The following is a 17202-nucleotide window of genomic DNA, read 5'->3' as shown; positions in this document are numbered from 1 at the left end:
TCAACAATTTGTTCAAGAGCCCGCTGCCATGCTGAACGGACGCGACCCGCGCATCGATTTTTTTCGGGGTCTGGCGTTGATCTTCATTTTCTGGGATCACGTCCCCCACAATCCCCTGGCCAATGTCACCGTGCAGAATTTCGGGTTCAGTGACGCCGCTGAAATCTTCGTGTTCCTGGCCGGTTACGCGGCGGTGCTGGCGTACGGCAAGATCCTGCAGCGTGACGGCTATCTTTATGCCTGTTTGAAGATACTGCGCCGGGTGTGGACGCTTTACGTCGTGCACATTTTCCTGCTGGCGCTGTTGATGGGCATCGTGATTTTCGCCAACAGCCATATCGAAACCCGCGACCTGGTGCAGGAGATGGGCCTGGAGCATTTCCTCAACAACACCCAGCAGGCCTTGGTCGATGAGCTGCTGCTGCGGTTCAAGCCCAACCTGACCGACCCACTGCCGCTGTATATCGTGCTGATTCTCAGCCTGCCGCTCACGCTGCCATTGCTGTTGCGTGTGCCGAGGGTAGCGGTGGCTATTTCGGTGGCGGTCTACCTACTGGCGCCCTGGCAGGGCTGGAACCTGCCGGCCAGCAACGGTGGAGTATGGTATTTCAACCCGGTTACCTGGCAGTGCCTGTTTATCCTCGGCGGCGCAGCAGCCTTGCGTTCGGCGCGCCCGGCTGAACAGCGGCCGGTGTTGCGTCAACCGCTGTTCCTAGCGGCTGCGATGTATGTAGTGACGGGCTGCGTGATCACCCTGTCGTGGCGTTGGCCCGAGGTGCACGATGCGTGGATGCCGAGCCTGATCGGCGAATGGTTATATCCCATCAGCAAGACCGACCTGTCACCCGTGCGCCTGCTGCACTTTCTGGCCCTGGCCTATGTCACCGCCAAATTGCTCCCCGGTGTCGGCTGGACGCAACACTCGTTGGCGCGGCAACTGGGACGGATGGGGCGTTACTCACTGGAAGTGTTTTGCCTGGGCGTCGTGCTGGCGCCGTTGGCGGACATGGTCAACGCCCTGGCCGGCGATACCTTTGCCATGCAGATCGTCACCGCGTTGGTGGGGGCCGTCGTGATGGCCTTGTTTGCGGCGTGGCTGGAATTCAACAAGCAATTGGACCAGCGCAGGGCGACTGCGCCCCGGTTATCCGTTACGGAGTGAGTACCCTGTGGGAGGGAGCTTGCTCCCGATGGCGGTGTGTCAGCTACACATTGCCTGACTGACACACCGCTATCGCGGGCAAGCCCTCAGGCTGCGGAACGCACCGCCCCATTGGTCGGCTGCAGCTTGAACACATAGAACAACACTGTCAGCAACACCAGGAACGCCGGCCCCACATACAGTGCCACGCGGGTGTCCGGGAAGTAAGCCATCAGGCCCACCACCAGCACCAGGAACGCCAGCGCCAGGTAGGAACTGACCGGGTACAGCCACATGCGGTACTTGAGGCCCGCCTGCTCGGCCGGGCTCAGGCCCTTACGGAATTTGAGCTGCGCCAGCAGGATCATCAACCAGGTCCAGATCGCGCCGAAGGTGGCAATGGAGGTGACCCACACGAACACCTGGTCCGGCACCAGGTAGTTGAGCAGCACGCCCAGCAGCAAGGCGAAGATCGACAGCAGCAGCGCTTTACGCGGCACGCCGTTGCTCGATGTGGTGCCGAACGTCGCCGGGGCCTGGCCGTTCTGCGCCAGGCTGTAGAGCATGCGCCCGGTGCTGAAGATTCCGCCATTGCACGACGACAGCGCGGCGGTGATCACCACGAAGTTGATGATGCCCGCGGCGGTCTTGATACCCAGGCGCTCGAACGTCATCACGAACGGGCTGCCCTGGGTGCCGATTTCGTTCCACGGGTAGATCGACAGGATGACGAACAACGCGCCCACATAGAACAGCAGGATGCGCCAGAATACCGAGCCGATGGCGCTGGGGATGGTCTTCTGCGGGTTACGCGCTTCACCGGCGGTGAGGCCGATCATCTCCACGCCCAGGTAGGCGAACATGACCATCTGCAACGACATCAGTACGCCCTGCACGCCGTTGGGCATGAAGCCACCGTGGGTCCACAGGTTGGAAATGCCCAGCGCCACGCCGTCATTGCCGAAACCGAACGCAATGATGCCGACGCCGCCAATCACCATGGCGATGATGGTGACGATCTTGATCAGCGCAAACCAGAACTCGAACTCACCGAAGGCCTTGACCGCGATCAGGTTGATGGTGCCCATGCTGATCAGCGCCGCCAGGGCCCAGATCCAGCGCGGGGTGTCGGGGAACCAGACGCCCATGTACACCGCCACGGCGGTGATCTCGGCGATACAGGTCACCAACCACAGGAACCAGTAGTTCCATCCGGTCAGAAAGCCCGCCAACGGGCCAAGATAATCCTGCGCATAACGGCTGAACGAACCGGCGACGGGGTTGTGCACCGCCATTTCACCGAGGGCGCGCATGATCACCAGGATCGCCAGGCCGCCAATGATGTAGGACAGCATGATCGCCGGCCCGGCCATTTCGATGGCCTTGGCCGAGCCGAGGAACAGGCCCACACCGATGCAGGCGCCGAGCGCCATCAGGCGAATGTGCCGCTCACCGAGTTCGCGTTTGAGCGGGCCGCCTTGAGCGGTCTCGCCAGGGGGCAGTGGTTTGCCGACAGGCATAAGAATACAACCTCATTTTTTATTGGAGTTAGCCAGTGAGTCTCGGCCTATGAGCGGATGGGCCCATACGCCGGCTTGACCGGGCCTGCCTCGTGGGCAGCCCCGCCAGGCCGTGGTCAACGGCCGGGTCAGCGGGCATGCAGTATAAAAAGCTCCGGATAGGGCTTTTCACTCAATAAACAGCAAAATTTGGCGATATGCCCCGCTGAAAAGCCAATCGACGGAGGTGTGCTCCACGTGTCTAAACCGGCCTTCACGGTGCAAAACGGCGCAGAGTATTACATATCAGCGCAGCGGTGGGCCCGCCATGACAGGCCGCAGCCGCGACCGTTGCGGTTCGCCCTTGTCGAAAAACCTCAGCGCGCCTCGTAGCGCAGGCAATCTGCGTCTACGCTTCAGACAAGTCCGATCAATCTGTACGCATGGATCAATCGACTATGGGCGCTCTTTGGCAATCCGGTCCCGTCAAGGCTGAAGTCGAACACGACAGCCCTTTACCCGCACCTTTGCCGAAAAAAGCCTCGCCAAGCCACCACTGGCGCCGGTTGTTCTGGCTGATCGGGTTGATGGCACTGCTCGCCCTGGGTTATGCGGCCATGCGCGAGATGCAGACCGCCCACTGGCAGTCCCGCTTGCTCAGCCAGTGGGCAACCCAACTGACCTACACCGTGGCCCCCGGCCCCAGCGACGCCATTGTGTATCCCGGCGCCGGCCCGTTTGACCGGCGCCTGGGCTACAGCGCTCTCGGCGAGTGGCTGCCACGCTTGCTCAAGCGCAACTATGTGGTGCAATCCCAGGCACGGTTCTCCGAGGCGCTGATGGACTACAGCCGTCACGGTCTGTTCATCCCCTATGCGGAGAAAATACAGGCTGGCCTGTCGATCACCGATTGCCGGGCCGCGCCGCTGTATCAGTACAACTACCCTACCCAGCTGTACAAGCGCTTCAGCGACATACCAGGGCTGATGGTCCAGAGCCTGCTGTTCATCGAGAACCGCGAGCTGCTCGACCCCGATCCGCCCCAGGCCAACCCGGCGGTAGACTGGCCACGCTTTGCCAAGGCGGCGTGGTCACAGGTTGCACGCCAGTTGCATCTGCCGGGGCAGACGGCGGGCGGCAGCACCCTGGCGACGCAACTGGAGAAATACCGGCACTCGCCGGAGGGCCTGACCCTCTCGGGTGGCGAGAAGATCCGCCAGATGCTATCGGCCAGTGCGCGCGCTTACCAGCAAGGCCCCGATACCCTCGTCGCCCGGCAGAACATCGTGCGTGACTACCTCAACAGCGTGCCCTTGTCGGCCGTGCCCGGCCACGGTGAAGTGCACGGCATGGCCGAAGGTTTGCGGGTGTGGTACGGCGCCGATTTCGCCCAGATCAACCGCGCGCTGGCCGACAGCGCAAACACCCCAGCCAGCCTGAGCGCACGCGGCCTGGCCTTGCGCCAGGTGCTGTCGTTGATGATCGCCCAACGCCGGCCCTCCCATTACTTGAGCAATGGTCGCGATGAACTGGCGCAGCTCACCGACAGCCACCTGCGCCTGCTCGCGCAAAACGCCGTGATCGATTCCGCGCTGCTCAACGCGGCCCTCGCCGCCCGGGTCACCTACCGCGACTGGCAGCAGCAGCCGACACTGCAGCCGATCGACACCAACAAGGGCATCAGTGTCGCCCGCAGTCGTGTCGCCGCCCTGCTCAACCGCCCGCTTTACGACCTCGACCGCCTGGACCTGTCCGCCACCAGCACCTTGCAGGCCGAGCTGCAAAGCCAGGTCACTGCCTATCTCAAGCAACTGGCCGACCCCACCTTCGCGGGCCAGACCGGTCTGCTCGGCGAGCGCCTGCTGACAGCCGCCAGCACGCCCCAGGTGCGCTACAGCTTCACCCTGTTCGAACTGACCGCAGAAGGTTCGCGGGTGCGCGTGCAAACCGACAACACTGACCAGCCGTTCGATATCAACGAAGGCAGCAAACTGGAACTGGGCTCCACCGCCAAGCTGCGGGTACTGACCACCTACCTGCAAATCATCAGCGAGCTGCATGATCGCTATGCCGCGCAAACACCCGCCACGTTGAAGAAAACCGCTATCGCCGAGCAGGACCGCCTCAGCCGCTGGGCCGTCGACTACCTGATCCAGGCCCCGGACAAATCCCTGGGCAAAATGCTCGAAGCGGCCCTTGACCGCACCTACTCAGCCAGCCCCAACGAAGGCTTTTTCACTGGCGGCGGCATGCACTACTTCCACAACTTCCGCAGCCAGGACAATGGCCGCAACCCCACGCTACGTGATGCGCTGCGCGAGTCGATCAACCTGCCGTTCATTCGCCTGATGCGCGACCTGGAGCGTTACGTTACCTACGCCGGCGCCAATAACAGTGCACAATTGCTCAAGGATGACGGCGACCCGCGGCGCCAGGAATACCTGGCCAGGTTCGCCGACCGCGAAGGCACCACTTTTCTGCTCAAGTTCTGGAAGAAGTACCAGAAGAAAAACACCCAGGCGCGCCTGGACACCTTCCTCGACAGCCTGCACCCCACCGCCATTCGCCTGGCCGCCGTACACCGCTATCTGTTTCCCGAGGCCAATCCGGACACGTTCAAGCGCTTTGTGCGCTCACACCTGGGCAGCACCCAGCTCACCGACGAACGCCTGGAACGCCTGTACACCGACTACGGCCCCGGCACCTATGATTTGCCCGACCAGGGCTATATCGCCAAGGTTCACCCGCTGGACCTCTGGCTGCTCGGCTACCTGCTCAACCACCCCGACGCCACCTTCACCGAGGTGGTCAAGGCCAGCCAGTTCGAACGCCAGGAGGTTTACAGCTGGCTGTTCAAGAGCCGCCATCAAGGCGCACGCGACAGCCGCATCCGTACCATGCTGGAGGTCGAAGCGTTCCTGGATATTCATCAGCGCTGGCAGGCGGTAGGGTATCCGTTCGACCACTTGGTGCCGTCCCTCGCCACCGCCATCGGCAGCTCGGGCGACCGCCCCGCCGCCCTCGCCGAATTGATGGGCATCATCCTCAACGACGGTGTACGCGGCAAAGTGCTGCGCATCGACAGCCTGCACTTTGCCGCCGATACGCCCTATGACACCCGCCTGGTCAACAACCCCGACTCGGGCAAACGGGTGATGCCATCCGAGGTGGCCGTCGCGTTGCGCGGCGCCTTGTCCCAGGTGGTGGATGCGGGCACGGCCAAGCGCGTGTCGGGCAGTTTCAAGCTGGCCGACGGCACGCCCATGGCCATGGGCGGCAAGACCGGCACCGGTGACAACCGTATTGAAGCGATGGGCGCCGGTGGGCGGGTGATCAGCTCGAAATCGATCAACCGCACCGCCACCTTTGTGTTCTACCTGGGCGAGCGGCACTTCGGCACCCTGACCGCCTTCGTACCCGGCAACCAGGCCCAGCAATTCACCTTCACCTCGGCACTGCCGGTGCAAGTGCTCAAGGGCATGGCACCGATTCTGCTGCCGTATTTGCAGCCGGGCGGCCAGACGCTGTGCTTGCCCACGACAAGCATGGCTGCCCTCTCTAACTGATGATCCGCAGTCCAAATGTGGGAGGGGGCTTGCCCTAACGCCAATCAGTTAAGCGAAAGTTCAATGTAGGAGCGAGCTTGCTCGCGAAAAACGCCCAGGCAACGCGTTCATTCTGGATAAACACGGGGGCCCTGAGTTCTTCGCGAGCAAGCTCGCTCCTACAAAAAGCCTTACTGACTGGCATCAGGACAAGCCCCCTCCCACATTTAGGTCGTCACAGGTTCAGGGCGCCAGAAAGTCGAAGACCAGATGCACCGTGCCGAAGTAGTCCCCACCCTGGTAGCCGCCCTCGGGCTCGATGGCGGCGATGTCCAGCACCGCACGGGTGCCCGAGCGCGCCACGTCGGCGCTGATCACTTCGGCGGCGTCCAGGCTCAACGGCACTTGATTGAACAGCACACGCAGCTCGATACGGTCGCGGGGGCTGGCCAGATAGGGCGTGTCCCCCAACCGCGCAGCGACGCCGCCGGCGAGGTTTTTCACGTCGAAGTTCTTGCGCAGGCGCCCCAACTCGGCACGCGCCAGGTTCCAGGGCAGCAGTTGTTCCTGGCCCATCCAGTCCGGTTCCGACGGCAGCACATAAGCCTCGTGCAGCGGGATGGTCACCGATATGTCGAAGGTCTCGCGTTCCTGGATCGCCCAGGCCGAGGTGGCGCCCATCAATAGCGCCGCCAGTGTCAGTTGCTTGAACATCAGGCTCACCCGTTATCGTTGACGGTCATCAGTTTTTTGTCACGCCCCTCGACCATCTGGAAGCTGAACTGACGGTCGGGCTTTTTCTCGAACACCAGCTCGCGGCCCGGCAGGATATGGTGCTTGGTGGTGGGCAGGCAGTCGGACTTTTTCGCCTTGGCGCAATCGCGGAACTCATCGAGCACCACCACGCTGTTGCCTGTGTTGCGCAGTTTGTATTGGCTGGCGCTGTCGCTGATTTGCGTGTCGAAGCGCGTGTCCTTGGGCCTTACGAAAAACACCGTGCCGTAGCCGGCCATGATGTTCACACCGGCCGCCAGGCTGTCCTTGTAGTCGGCACGCTCTTGGTCGGTCACCGCAAAGTCATCGCTTTTTTCCGGCACCACCGGGATGAAACGCACGCGAAAGTAGCGCTCTTTGTCGCGTTCGCCCATGTACAACAGGCGCGTGCCCTGGCGCCCGTTGGCCGGCACGATCATGCGTGCCGGGCTGGCCATCAGGCCGTCGCGGCTGGTGGTGGCGCCCTTCTCGTCGGTCAGCGAGGCCACCGGCACTTCCCTGGAGGTACCGTCGGCGTCGTAGATAATTTCCAGCACATTGACCTTGATGAACGCGGTGCTGGTGCCACCGTTGAAGACCCGCTTGAGGTAGGAACTGCGGTCACCTTCCAGGTAGTCGTACACCACGCCGACGTTGATCGCCGGCCCGGCGTGGGCGCTCAAGGAACCCAGGAGCAGAACGCCCCATAACACTGCATGCTTCATGTTTGCTACGCCTCATTGATTGAACGCGGCCTCCACGGGAGGCCGGTACTGCGAATACTGGCCGGCCGGCTAGACTTCCGAATCCCAGATCACCGTGGCCGTGCCCGTATAGGTGGTGCCTGGCGCCTTGAGCATTTCGCCGACGTCGTCCTTGCCTACCTCGAAATGCAATTTGGCCGGTCGGTTATCCAGGTAATAGATGGGCTGGAACAACTCGGAGCCCACACCGTCCAGGCGCAACGGCAGTTTGTTCACCGGTTGGTCGTATTGGTCGCGTACGCCATAGGGCAGGCTGACGGCGATCTGCACCGGCACCTCGTCACCTGCATCGTTGCGCAGGCCGCAGGTGTTGCCGATCACCAGTCCACACTCAAGGTTCATCTTGAAACGCGAGCTGGCGGCGAGGGTGAAGGTCTGGTCACGGAACAACCGCGCCGGGCGCCGCCCCTGGTTGAGCCAGGCTTGCCAGCCGCCTTCGGGCAGCAGCTCGATGCGATTGCCGCCAGGTGGCAGGTCGACCTTGAGCACGTGCTCCACCGTAAGGGTGAAGTTGAAGGTGAGCACGGCGTCGTTGGGGATCATCGTGTCGCCGAAGTCCAGGTCAGCGCCTGGCCCCATGGTGTAGCTGATGGTGCCCTCGTAGATGCCGGTGTCCATGCCTAGGGGATTGGGAGTCTTGAGTTCGTAGCCGTATTCAAGATGGCTATAGCTGAGCCATGGAATCTCCAGCCCGTTGGTCACGCTGCAGGCCCCGGCGTTTTCCGGAACGATCCAGAAAAACAGCGCGAAACTGCTGCTCGCCGCGTAGTAATTGATCGGATTGCAAGGTGCCGGCGCGCCATACCAATAGGTCGCCCAACCAACGCCTGGGGTGGCCCAGGCCGATACGCCTGGGGGATAGGCAATGTTCCACCTGGCACCAATACCGGCAATTCGCATCTGCACCGTTTCCGTTCTACCGGTGGCGCGGTGGGTGACTTGCAGGTCGCGAAAGGCTGAAGGCACCTTGAAATAGGCGCTCTTGCGCGGGTCTTCAGGAAAAGCCGGTATCGCTCCATTCGACGTGGCGCTGAACGCCGTATTACGAATACTGAAGGTATTGACCGCTTCACATTTTGCAGGGACATGCCAGGGACACAAGCCACTTTGCGGCGTGGTATTGGTGAATTTGTTGCTCATCGGGTTGGTAGGGTCGGGACGAAACACTGCCGAGATATCCTCGACAATGGCCAGCGCCGGCTGGCTGAACGCCCCCAGCGCCAGGGCCAATGCGCCCGGCACCAGGGCCTGCTTGATTGCTGTGATAACACTCATAAAAACTCCGAGGGTCCGAGCCGCCGTCATCCGGCGGTTTCGGCCTTGTGGGTGGCTTCGGCCAGGGTGTCCGGCGTGCAACGCAGGTCGCCGATCATCAGCACGTCGTTTTCACTCGGCGCGTTGGCGGGGTCCAGACGGAACTGGCAGAGCAACTGGTTCTGGTAGCGCACTTCCAGGGTCGGCGCGCTGGCGCTCATTTCCATGGAGAAGAACCCGTCGACTTCGCTGACCCCACGGCTGGCGTGGTTGATCACCTGATGGCCGCGCAACGGCACGCCCTGCTCATTGAGCAAGCGCCCCAGCACCGTCACGGTTTTCATCACCGTGACCTTGCGGTAGTCCACGCCGCCTTTGTTCAGGTGGTAGGTGGAACGCGCCGGCTGGATATTCGCCGCCGGTGGGTAATTGCCCTCGAAGTCGAACGACACGGTGCTGCTCTTGTACGCTGACACCGGCACATAGTTGCGACCGGGGCGCAGCACGACGCTGCCGCCACTCAAGTCATCGGCACGCAGGGTAATGGCGTCCAGGTCGGTCTCGAGGTCAACGATCATGCCCGCACCGTGGCCCTGGTACTGGCTGCTCAGCAAGACCTTGCCGGCTCCGGCCACCAACGTGCTGTTGAGGTTCAAGCCACCGGTGAACTCACCGTTGAAGGAACTGCGCTGTATGAAGCCGTCACCGCTGACCGCTTCAGTGCTGAAACTGGCCATGCTCGACAGACCCACGCCGTAGGTGTCGGTAATCGCCGTCGCCGAAACGCTTTGCAGCACGTGGTCGGTCAAATCCTGGCGCACCGTCACGGAGGCATTGTTATCGCGGCCACCATCACGCGAAGTGCGCGTACCGATGCTGCCGGACACCTGGCGGCCATCGGTGCCCAGGGCCAGGCTCAAGGTCACGTCGACGCCACGGTTGCGCCGGTCGTTGGTGCTGCCGCTGCCGGGGCGGTCAAACAGGGAGAAACGCCAGTTGGCATCACTGCCCAGCAACGTGTCGCGACGGTTCCAGCCCAGGTCGACACCGGCGCCTTCCACATTGCCTTCGCTGTGGGAGACGCGCATGTTCAGCGAGTTTTTCGAATCGATGCGGTGGTTGACTGACAGCGCGCTGTTGCTGGTCTTGCCGACGAAGGTATTGCGCCGCAAACGGGTGCCGTCGGGCAGGGTTTCGTAGGTGTCGCGGGTGTCGAGCCAGCTGCGGTTGTGGCTGAACACCAGGTTGGTGGCGCCGAAGGTGTAGAGCCCTTGCAGGTCCATGCCGGTGCCGTGGTCCTGGGTCTGGAAAACGTTGGCGTAGACGTTGACGTTGTTGGCGACCGACCAGTCCACCGAGCCGCCATATTGCAGTTGTTCACGCACCTCGCGCGCCGACAGTCCGAGAATCACCCTGGGGTGCAGCAGGTAGTTGATGGACGCACCGGCGGTGATCGAACCCGAGGCCTGTTCGTCCCAGTTACTGAACAGTTTGGTCTCACGCCCGGCGAATACGTTGTAGCGCCAACGGTCTTCGGCATTGCGCCAGTTGCTGGGCTTGTAGACCAGCTCCTGGGTGGTGCTGACGGTCAGGCCGTCTTCGATCAGGCGCACTTCCACTTCATAGATGCCGCCGGGCAGCGGGCGTGTGTCCAGGGTTTGCAAACCGGACGCCACCGCCTGGGTATTGATCAGCAGGCCGTTACGATAGATCTCCACCGCAGCCTGTCGATTGGCCGTGACGTAGATCGGGTAGACGCTGGGTTTGGGGTTGTTGATGGCCAGGCTGTCGGAACTGCCGTACATCGCGCCCACCGCCGTGTCGGGGCTGGCGCCGAAGCTGCGTAGTTGCCGGGTGAGGCCATCGGAATTGGGGGTGAAATGGCCCAGGCGAAAGAAATTGCCTTCCAGTTCACGCTGGGTATACAGCTCATGAATAGCATGGCGCATGGGTTCATCGGCGCCGCTCTGGCGCGCCAGTTGCAGGTTGAACACCTGGCTCCAGTTGCCGACGCTGGAACTGGCTTGCAGGCCGTAACGCCCGCCCAGGTCCTGCTCCTGACCACCATTGAGGTTGAGCTGGTTGTTGATGATCAAGCCCAGGCTGCCGTTTTCGGGCTGCGCGTAATAGCGCGGTGCGTCGTCGCTGCGCTCCACGTTCTGGGTGATGATCGACAGCTGTGAGCTTTCCAGGTTGTAGAACGCCGACACCAGTTGCTGCGGGCACGACTGGGTACAGGCGCCCAGGGCCACACCTTTTTCCAGGATCGCTTGCCAGGTGTCGCGGGTGGCGACCGGGACTTTGCTGTCGGCGGTGTCGGTAAATTCCAGCAGGCTGACACGGTCATCCTGGGTCAATACGATCAGCGCTTCGCCCAGCGGTTGCTGGTCCAGGTCAATGCGCACGGCCAGCGGCACATCGAAGAAATGCTCGGCAAAGCCCGAGGGCAAGCCTTGGGCCTGGGTGATCAGACTACCGGGAGTCGAGGCGGCGTTGGCCTGGGTTGCCAGTGCACTCGTACCTATCAATAGCGCAAGCGCCGCCGCGATGTGAGTCATCGGGAACATGAACGGAATACTCTGAAGGCCAAGAGACGGGGTGAAAACCAGGCCGGCGGGATGGAGGAGAGGGACCCCACCGGCCTGTCAATGACCCGCAAGCGTTTGCTCAGCGGGCCTGCATCGACATCAAGGCCCTACAGGCAATACAGCGTCGAATACCACCGGCATCACCGCGGTGTACGAACCACGCTGGGTAGCGTTCGGCTTGGCAGCGGCGATGCGCATCTCTGCGCTGACACCTGGAGTGGAGTCCGCTTCGTTAACCACTTCCTTTGGCGTACCGGTCAGGGTGACGCCGTTGAGGGTGGTGGTCAGCGGGATGTTTTGAGTGGTGTCGCCATTGAACAGTACGGCCGGGCCACCTTCGATGTAGGCATGCACCGAGCCGTTGGTGTTGCGGATGTCGTAGATCGCAGTCAAAGGCGCCAACTCACCACTCACCAGGTTGTAGCTCATGGTTTCGTCACGGCCCCAGTTCGGATCACGCGGCTGGGCATGGAACACGGTGGTCGGGATGTTTGCCTTGAGATTGACAGTGTGGCTGGCTTCACCGGCGGCAAAAGCCGGCGAGGTGCTCAACGCGACAACCGTCAGGGAGGCGGCAAATGCAAACTTCTGGAACATGGTCAATACCTGTAGTTGTAAACAGTGAGAGACTCGTCGGTAAGTTTAATAAAAGCACCAGGCTTTAGAGGACTTACAACGAAACCGCGCTGCACTCAGTTAGTTGAGTCGCTGCAACGCCAAACAATAATCCACTGAATTCAAATGCAGGTATGCAAGGTACTTCGCATTAGCTCGTAGCCAGAATATGCTGGGCTTGCGGGAAAAAGATGGCACTTTGCCAAAACTTTATTTATATCCGTAGGAACCCACCTACATACTCTAAATTAGCATAAATAACGGAACTATCTTTCTGTAAGAAACAGATGACAAGCATGCCTCATTGTCAAAGTGTCTACACGCCTAGACTTCAAACACAGTATGTCCAAGCCAAATGAGCGATTACTTTAAACCGTTATGGAGCAACTTCCAACTATTGCAATTGACAAGACTGCTGCGAGTCGATCCGGCCCGCACGACGCGAGGCCAACCGTTGGTCTGGAAAGCTTGTGCCAAGCTAAAGATATATCTTAAGTTGTATCTAAACCTATCGACGAGCACAGAAGACATGAGAGAGCACCCTCCCCACGACAGCCGCGACGGCTTCGAAAAACGCATGGGCCGTGAACGCGGCGGGCGTGGACCACGCGTTTTCGCCCCAGGCGACCTGAAACTGCTGCTGCCGGCCTTGATCGCCGAACAGCCGTGCCATGGCTACGACCTGATCCGCCGGATCGAAAGCCTGTTCGATGGCGCCTACAGCCCCAGCCCCGGCGTGATCTACCCTACCCTGACCTTTCTCGAGGAGAGCGAGTTGATCAGCGGCGACGCCGAGGGCGGAAAAAAGCGCTACACAATCACTGACGCCGGCCGTCTCTACTTGAGCGAACAAGCCGTTGCCCTGGATGGCGTTCGCATGCGCATTGACGTCAGCAAGCGCTCGCTGCGCGGCCAGGACCGGCCACCGCAAATCCACGAGGCGGTGCACAACCTGCGCCACGCCTTGCACTCGCACCACGGGCGCTGGAGCCCGGAAGAAATCACGCGAGTCGCGGCGCTGCTCAACCGCACCGCGCAAGCCATTGCCGACGGGAAAGACCAATGAACACACAAACCATTCATCGCGTGACTCACGAAATCAAACGCCGCCGCCTGCAAGTCCTGCGCGTGGAGGACATTACCCCGCGCATGCGTCGCATCACCCTGGGCGGCCCGGAACTGGCGGGGTTCATCAGCCTGGGCAGTGACGATCACATCAAGCTGCTGTTTCCACAGAACGCCGCCGAACAAGCAGCTCTGGAAAGCCCGACGTTCAGCATCAAGGGTGACGGCCCGCAACCTGCGATGCGCGACTACACACCACGGCGCTTCGACCTGAGCAGGGGCGAACTGGATATCGATTTCGTGCTGCACGGCGACGGCCCTGCGTCCACCTGGGCGGAGCAGGCGCAAGTCGGCCAGCACCTGTATATCGGCGGGCCACGGGGCTCGATGATCGTGCCGGATATCTTCGACAGCTACCTGCTGATCGGCGACGAAACCGCCCTGCCCGCGATCGGTCGCCGCCTGGAGGAACTCCCCGCCGGGCGCAAGGTGCTGGCGGTGATTGAAATTGCCGATGCAGAGGAACGGCAGGTGCTGGAGAGCGCTGCGGACGTCGAAATTGTTTGGGTGGTGCGCGGCCAGGGCGACCTGCTCGAGGCCGTGCGCAACCTGACACTGCCCGAAGGCACGCTGTACAGCTTTGTCGCGACCGAGAGCAAGCTGTCGCGCCAGGTGCGGCGGGTGTTGCTCGACACCCACAAGGTCAACGAAGAGTACCTCAAGGCCGTGGGTTACTGGCGGGCAGAAGGCAGTGAAGAGGAACCAGCCTGACGCGGTCAAAATGTGGGAGGGGGCTTGCCCCCGATGGCAGTTTGTCAGTCACTGATGCATTCACTGACACTCCATCGGGGGCAAGCCCCCTCCCACATTGACTGTGCCCACTTTAAAATTCAGGGCGATTTCAAGCGGTTATCCAGCCCTACCACCGCCAGCGCAATCACAATAAACCCCAGCAAAATCCCCCCGGCATTCACGAACACCTGTGGATAACCCAGGCTGCCCACATCGATGAACGGGTATTGATACTGCCCCAGCCAATGCCCGCGCAGCAGTACATAAGCGAAGTACACCGAGGGGTAAATCACCCACCCGGCAATGTGCTTGACCCGCAAGGTGCCCTTGGGCACGCACCGCCACCAGTAGATCAGAAACAGCACCGGCATCACGTCATGCAGCAATTCATCGGCGATGAACTGAAAGCCCTCGGGGGTCCACAAGTGCCGCAGCAACAGGTTGTAGGCCAGGCTCACCACGACGATGCTCACGGCAATACCGCTGCTGATCACAGGCGCGAGGAAAAACCGCTTGGCGGCGGATTCGCGCTTGACCAGCCAATAGCTCAGCACCACGACGACCAGGGTATTGGTCAGCACCGTGAAGAAACTCAGGAAACTGATCAATCCGCCCAGCAGGCTGGCGTCGCTGGACCAGCGCGAATAGAGGATCAGGTATTGCTGGATTGCCAACCCCGCCCAACCGGACAACGCAGCCACCGCGACAAAACGCTTCACGCGTTCAATCCAGCGGGCGTTTGGTGCGCATCAGCTTGACGTACAAGCCTTCGACTTTTTCTCGGGCCCAAGGGGTCTTGCGCAGGAAGGTCAGGCTCGACTTGATGCTGGGGTCGCTCTTGAAGCAGCGGATATCAATGCGTTCGGCCAGGCCTGCCCATTCGTAGTGCTCCACCAGGGTGGTGAGGACGTGTTGCAGGGTCACGCCGTGGAGCGGGTCGTTGCTTGTCGCGGTCATGCCGGGCCTTTTTTGCGAGAGAGGAAACACAGCCGCGCACCTTAGCCGACGGGGCGTAACGGTGGAAGCACTGGATTGAATATAGCGCGTCGGTAAAAGTTCCCCTTTCCAGCCGAAAATGTGATGTTATATTGTAACAACACTTATCAAGCTCCTGCCAAGGAATGTCCGATGTCCCGCTCCTGTCTCTGGCGCCTGTCGCCCCTCGCCGCCGCCCTGTTGATCTGCTCCGAAGCCCATGCGCTGGAACTGCAACCTCAAATCATTACCGGCAATCCATTGGGCAGCGAACAACTCGCCTCGCCCACCACGGTACTGGAAGGCGACGACCTGACCCTGCAGCAAAAAGGCAGCCTCGGCGAAACCCTGAACAAGCAGCCAGGGGTGTCGTCTTCGTACTTTGGCCCGGGAGCCAGCCGGCCGGTGATTCGCGGCCAGGACGGCGACCGCATTCGCATCCTGCGCAACGGCGTGGGCGCGCTGGATGCCTCGTCACTGTCCTACGACCACGCCGTGCCGCTGGACCCGATCAACGTCGAACGCATTGAAATCGTACGTGGCCCGGCGGCCTTGTTGTACGGCGGCAGTGCCATCGGCGGTGTGGTCAATACTTTCGACAACCGCATCCCCACCGCAGCCATCGAAGGCATTCATGGTGCCGGTGAACTGCGCTACGGCGGCGCCGACACCACCCGCAGCAGCGCGGGCAAGCTGGAAGCCGGCGACGGCACCTTTGCCTTGCACCTGGACGCCAATGCGCGGGAATTCAACGACCTGAAAATCCCGGGCTATGCGCGCAGCCGCCATGCCCCCGAATCCGACGATGGCCCCGGCAAGAACGGGCGCCTGGGCAACAGCGATGGGCGCCAGGATGGCGGCGCAGTGGGCGGGTCCTACACCTGGGATGATGGCTACGCGGGGCTGTCCTACAGCAACTACGACAGCAACTACGGCTCCCCCGCCGAACAGGACGTGCGCATCCGCATGCAGCAGGAGCACTACGCATTCGCCTCCGAGATCCGCAACCTGCAAGGCCCGTTTACCTCGGTAAAAGTCGACGCGGGCTACACCGACTACCAGCACCGCGAAATCGAAGGCGGCGAGACCGGCACCACGTTCAAGAACAAAGGCTATGAAGCGCGGGTGGAAGCTCGCCACCAGCGGATCGGGCCGTTCGACGGCGTGGTCGGCGCACAAGTGACCCGCAACGAATTCTCGGCCCTGGGTGAAGAGGCCTTCGTGCCCCAGACCGATACCAACGCCGGCGCACTGTTCATTCTCGAGGAAATGCAAGCCACCGAGCGCCTCAAACTCAGCCTCGGCGGGCGCCTGGAACACACCAGCGTCGACCCGGATGCCAAGGGCAACGCGCGCTTCGCCAATGCCGACAAGACCAGTGATTTCACCGCCGGCAGCCTGTCTTCCGGCGCGGTCTACACCCTGACGCCGGTCTGGTCATTGGCCGCCACCCTGGGCTACACCGAGCGCGCACCGACGTTTTACGAGCTATACGCCAATGGCGCTCACGTCGCCACCGGCACCTACGAACTGGGCGATGCAAACCTGTCCAAAGAGAAAGCGGTGTCCAGCGACCTGGCCCTGCGCTTCGACACTGGCACCCACAAGGGCAGCTTCGGTGTGTTCTACAGCCGCTTCTCCAATTACATCGGCTTGCTCGGTACGGGCCGTACGTTGAACGATGAAGGTGAAGAGGAAGCGGGCGGTATTCCCGAATACACCTACTCCGGGGTACGCGCACGTTTCGCCGGCTTCGAAGCCCAGGATCACTGGAAACTCGGCGAAGGCGCCTACGGCAAGTTCGCCCTGGAACTGTCGGGCGACTACACCCGCGCCACCAACCTGGACACCGGCGAAGCCCTGCCGCGCATCGCCCCGCTGCGCCTGAACAGCGGCTTGCTGTGGGAGCTGGATCGCTGGCAGGCACGCATCGACGTGGAACATGCCGCCGGCCAGGGGCGCGTGCCGAGCAACGAAAACGGCACCGACGGCTACACCACCCTCGGCGCAAGCGCGGGTTACCACTTCAATGTCGGCAGCAGCCAGTGGCTGGCGTTCGTCAACGGTGAAAACCTGACCAACCAAACCGTGCGCTATGCCAGCTCGATCCTGCGCGACATTGCGCCGGCACCGGGGCGCAGTGTGCAATTCGGCATCCGCACTACCTTCTAACCAACGCTTGAACCCCTTGTGGGAGGGGGCTTGCCCCCG

The 17202-nt window shown here is 61.7% G+C and carries 13 protein-coding genes; 5 read left to right on the top strand and 8 right to left on the bottom strand.

The window, feature by feature from the left end; all coding sequences use genetic code 11:
- Positions 1 to 28: 28 nt before the first annotated feature.
- Complete coding sequence (locus C4J94_RS05950; RefSeq protein WP_124385327.1) at positions 29 to 1162, top strand: OpgC family protein; 1134 nt, start codon at positions 29 to 31, stop codon at positions 1160 to 1162.
- Between the two features lie 86 nt (positions 1163 to 1248).
- On the opposite strand, the gene C4J94_RS05945 is transcribed toward C4J94_RS05950, so the two are convergent.
- Positions 1249 to 2661, bottom strand: a complete 1413-nt coding sequence (locus C4J94_RS05945) for an amino acid permease (protein WP_124385326.1) — start codon at positions 2659 to 2661, stop codon at positions 1249 to 1251.
- A 437-nt stretch (positions 2662 to 3098) separates the two neighbouring features.
- Here C4J94_RS05945 and C4J94_RS05940 point away from each other — a divergent pair, with 437 nt between their 5' ends.
- Positions 3099 to 6206: a transglycosylase domain-containing protein gene (locus tag C4J94_RS05940; protein ID WP_124385325.1), complete on the top strand. Its 3108-nt coding sequence runs from the start codon at positions 3099 to 3101 to the stop codon at positions 6204 to 6206.
- A gap of 222 nt (positions 6207 to 6428) precedes the next feature.
- Here the strand turns inward: C4J94_RS05940 and C4J94_RS05935 are convergent, their stop codons facing one another.
- The 5 genes from C4J94_RS05935 to C4J94_RS05915 form a co-directional block, all read right to left on the bottom strand.
- The gene (locus C4J94_RS05935) at positions 6429 to 6899 is read right to left on the bottom strand and encodes a CS1 type fimbrial major subunit (RefSeq protein ID WP_124385324.1); all 471 of its coding nucleotides are present in this window, start codon (positions 6897 to 6899) and stop codon (positions 6429 to 6431) included.
- A gap of 5 nt (positions 6900 to 6904) precedes the next feature.
- The gene (locus C4J94_RS05930; RefSeq protein ID WP_124385323.1) at positions 6905 to 7663 is read right to left on the bottom strand and encodes a molecular chaperone; all 759 of its coding nucleotides are present in this window, start codon (positions 7661 to 7663) and stop codon (positions 6905 to 6907) included.
- Positions 7664 to 7732: 69 nt separating this feature from the next.
- Positions 7733 to 8977: a hypothetical protein gene (locus C4J94_RS05925; RefSeq protein ID WP_124385322.1), complete on the bottom strand. Its 1245-nt coding sequence runs from the start codon at positions 8975 to 8977 to the stop codon at positions 7733 to 7735.
- A 26-nt stretch (positions 8978 to 9003) separates the two neighbouring features.
- On the bottom strand, positions 9004 to 11523 hold the full coding sequence (locus tag C4J94_RS05920; protein ID WP_124385321.1) for a CS1-pili formation C-terminal domain-containing protein: 2520 nt from the start codon (positions 11521 to 11523) through the stop codon (positions 9004 to 9006).
- A 120-nt stretch (positions 11524 to 11643) separates the two neighbouring features.
- Positions 11644 to 12141, bottom strand: a complete 498-nt coding sequence (locus tag C4J94_RS05915) for a CS1 type fimbrial major subunit (RefSeq protein WP_124385320.1) — start codon at positions 12139 to 12141, stop codon at positions 11644 to 11646.
- A gap of 547 nt (positions 12142 to 12688) precedes the next feature.
- Here C4J94_RS05915 and C4J94_RS05910 point away from each other — a divergent pair.
- Together C4J94_RS05910 and C4J94_RS05905 are read left to right on the top strand one after the other, a co-directional pair.
- Complete coding sequence (locus C4J94_RS05910; protein ID WP_124385319.1) at positions 12689 to 13225, top strand: PadR family transcriptional regulator; 537 nt, start codon at positions 12689 to 12691, stop codon at positions 13223 to 13225.
- Positions 13222 to 13995 carry a siderophore-interacting protein gene (locus tag C4J94_RS05905; protein ID WP_124385318.1) on the top strand — a complete coding sequence of 258 codons (774 nt, stop codon included), beginning with the start codon at positions 13222 to 13224 and terminating at the stop codon, positions 13993 to 13995. Before C4J94_RS05910 ends, C4J94_RS05905 begins: the two co-directional genes overlap by 4 nt.
- Before the next feature lie 119 nt (positions 13996 to 14114).
- On the opposite strand, the gene C4J94_RS05900 is transcribed toward C4J94_RS05905, so the two are convergent.
- Together C4J94_RS05900 and C4J94_RS05895 are read right to left on the bottom strand one after the other, a co-directional pair.
- Positions 14115 to 14735 carry a Pr6Pr family membrane protein gene (locus tag C4J94_RS05900; protein WP_124385317.1) on the bottom strand — a complete coding sequence of 207 codons (621 nt, stop codon included), beginning with the start codon at positions 14733 to 14735 and terminating at the stop codon, positions 14115 to 14117.
- A gap of 4 nt (positions 14736 to 14739) precedes the next feature.
- On the bottom strand, positions 14740 to 14973 hold the full coding sequence (locus tag C4J94_RS05895; RefSeq protein WP_024073644.1) for a VF530 family DNA-binding protein: 234 nt from the start codon (positions 14971 to 14973) through the stop codon (positions 14740 to 14742).
- A gap of 171 nt (positions 14974 to 15144) precedes the next feature.
- Between C4J94_RS05895 and C4J94_RS05890 the strand changes: the two genes are divergently transcribed.
- Complete coding sequence (locus C4J94_RS05890; RefSeq protein ID WP_124385316.1) at positions 15145 to 17163, top strand: TonB-dependent receptor; 2019 nt, start codon at positions 15145 to 15147, stop codon at positions 17161 to 17163.
- Positions 17164 to 17202: the final 39 nt, after the last annotated feature.

Source organism: Pseudomonas sp. R5-89-07 (assembly GCF_003851685.1).
Classification (GTDB): Bacteria; Pseudomonadota; Gammaproteobacteria; order Pseudomonadales; family Pseudomonadaceae; genus Aquipseudomonas.
The sequence above is the reverse complement of the archived record's forward strand: the minus strand, read 5'-3'. Positions and strand labels throughout refer to the sequence as shown.

Bases quoted from the DNA above. Each gene is read 5' to 3' on its own strand.
- C4J94_RS05950 (WP_124385327.1), top strand. From the start codon at position 29: ATGCTGAACGGACGCGACCCGCGCATCGATTTTTTTCGGGGTCTGGCG.
- C4J94_RS05945 (WP_124385326.1), bottom strand. From the start codon at position 2,661: ATGCCTGTCGGCAAACCACTGCCCCCTGGCGAGACCGCTCAAGGCGGC.
- C4J94_RS05940 (WP_124385325.1), top strand. From the start codon at position 3,099: ATGGGCGCTCTTTGGCAATCCGGTCCCGTCAAGGCTGAAGTCGAACAC.
- C4J94_RS05935 (WP_124385324.1), bottom strand. From the start codon at position 6,899: ATGTTCAAGCAACTGACACTGGCGGCGCTATTGATGGGCGCCACCTCG.
- C4J94_RS05930 (WP_124385323.1), bottom strand. From the start codon at position 7,663: ATGAAGCATGCAGTGTTATGGGGCGTTCTGCTCCTGGGTTCCTTGAGC.
- C4J94_RS05925 (WP_124385322.1), bottom strand. From the start codon at position 8,977: ATGAGTGTTATCACAGCAATCAAGCAGGCCCTGGTGCCGGGCGCATTG.
- C4J94_RS05920 (WP_124385321.1), bottom strand. From the start codon at position 11,523: ATGTTCCCGATGACTCACATCGCGGCGGCGCTTGCGCTATTGATAGGT.
- C4J94_RS05915 (WP_124385320.1), bottom strand. From the start codon at position 12,141: ATGTTCCAGAAGTTTGCATTTGCCGCCTCCCTGACGGTTGTCGCGTTG.
- C4J94_RS05910 (WP_124385319.1), top strand. From the start codon at position 12,689: ATGAGAGAGCACCCTCCCCACGACAGCCGCGACGGCTTCGAAAAACGC.
- C4J94_RS05905 (WP_124385318.1), top strand. From the start codon at position 13,222: ATGAACACACAAACCATTCATCGCGTGACTCACGAAATCAAACGCCGC.
- C4J94_RS05895 (WP_024073644.1), bottom strand. From the start codon at position 14,973: ATGACCGCGACAAGCAACGACCCGCTCCACGGCGTGACCCTGCAACAC.
- C4J94_RS05890 (WP_124385316.1), top strand. From the start codon at position 15,145: ATGTCCCGCTCCTGTCTCTGGCGCCTGTCGCCCCTCGCCGCCGCCCTG.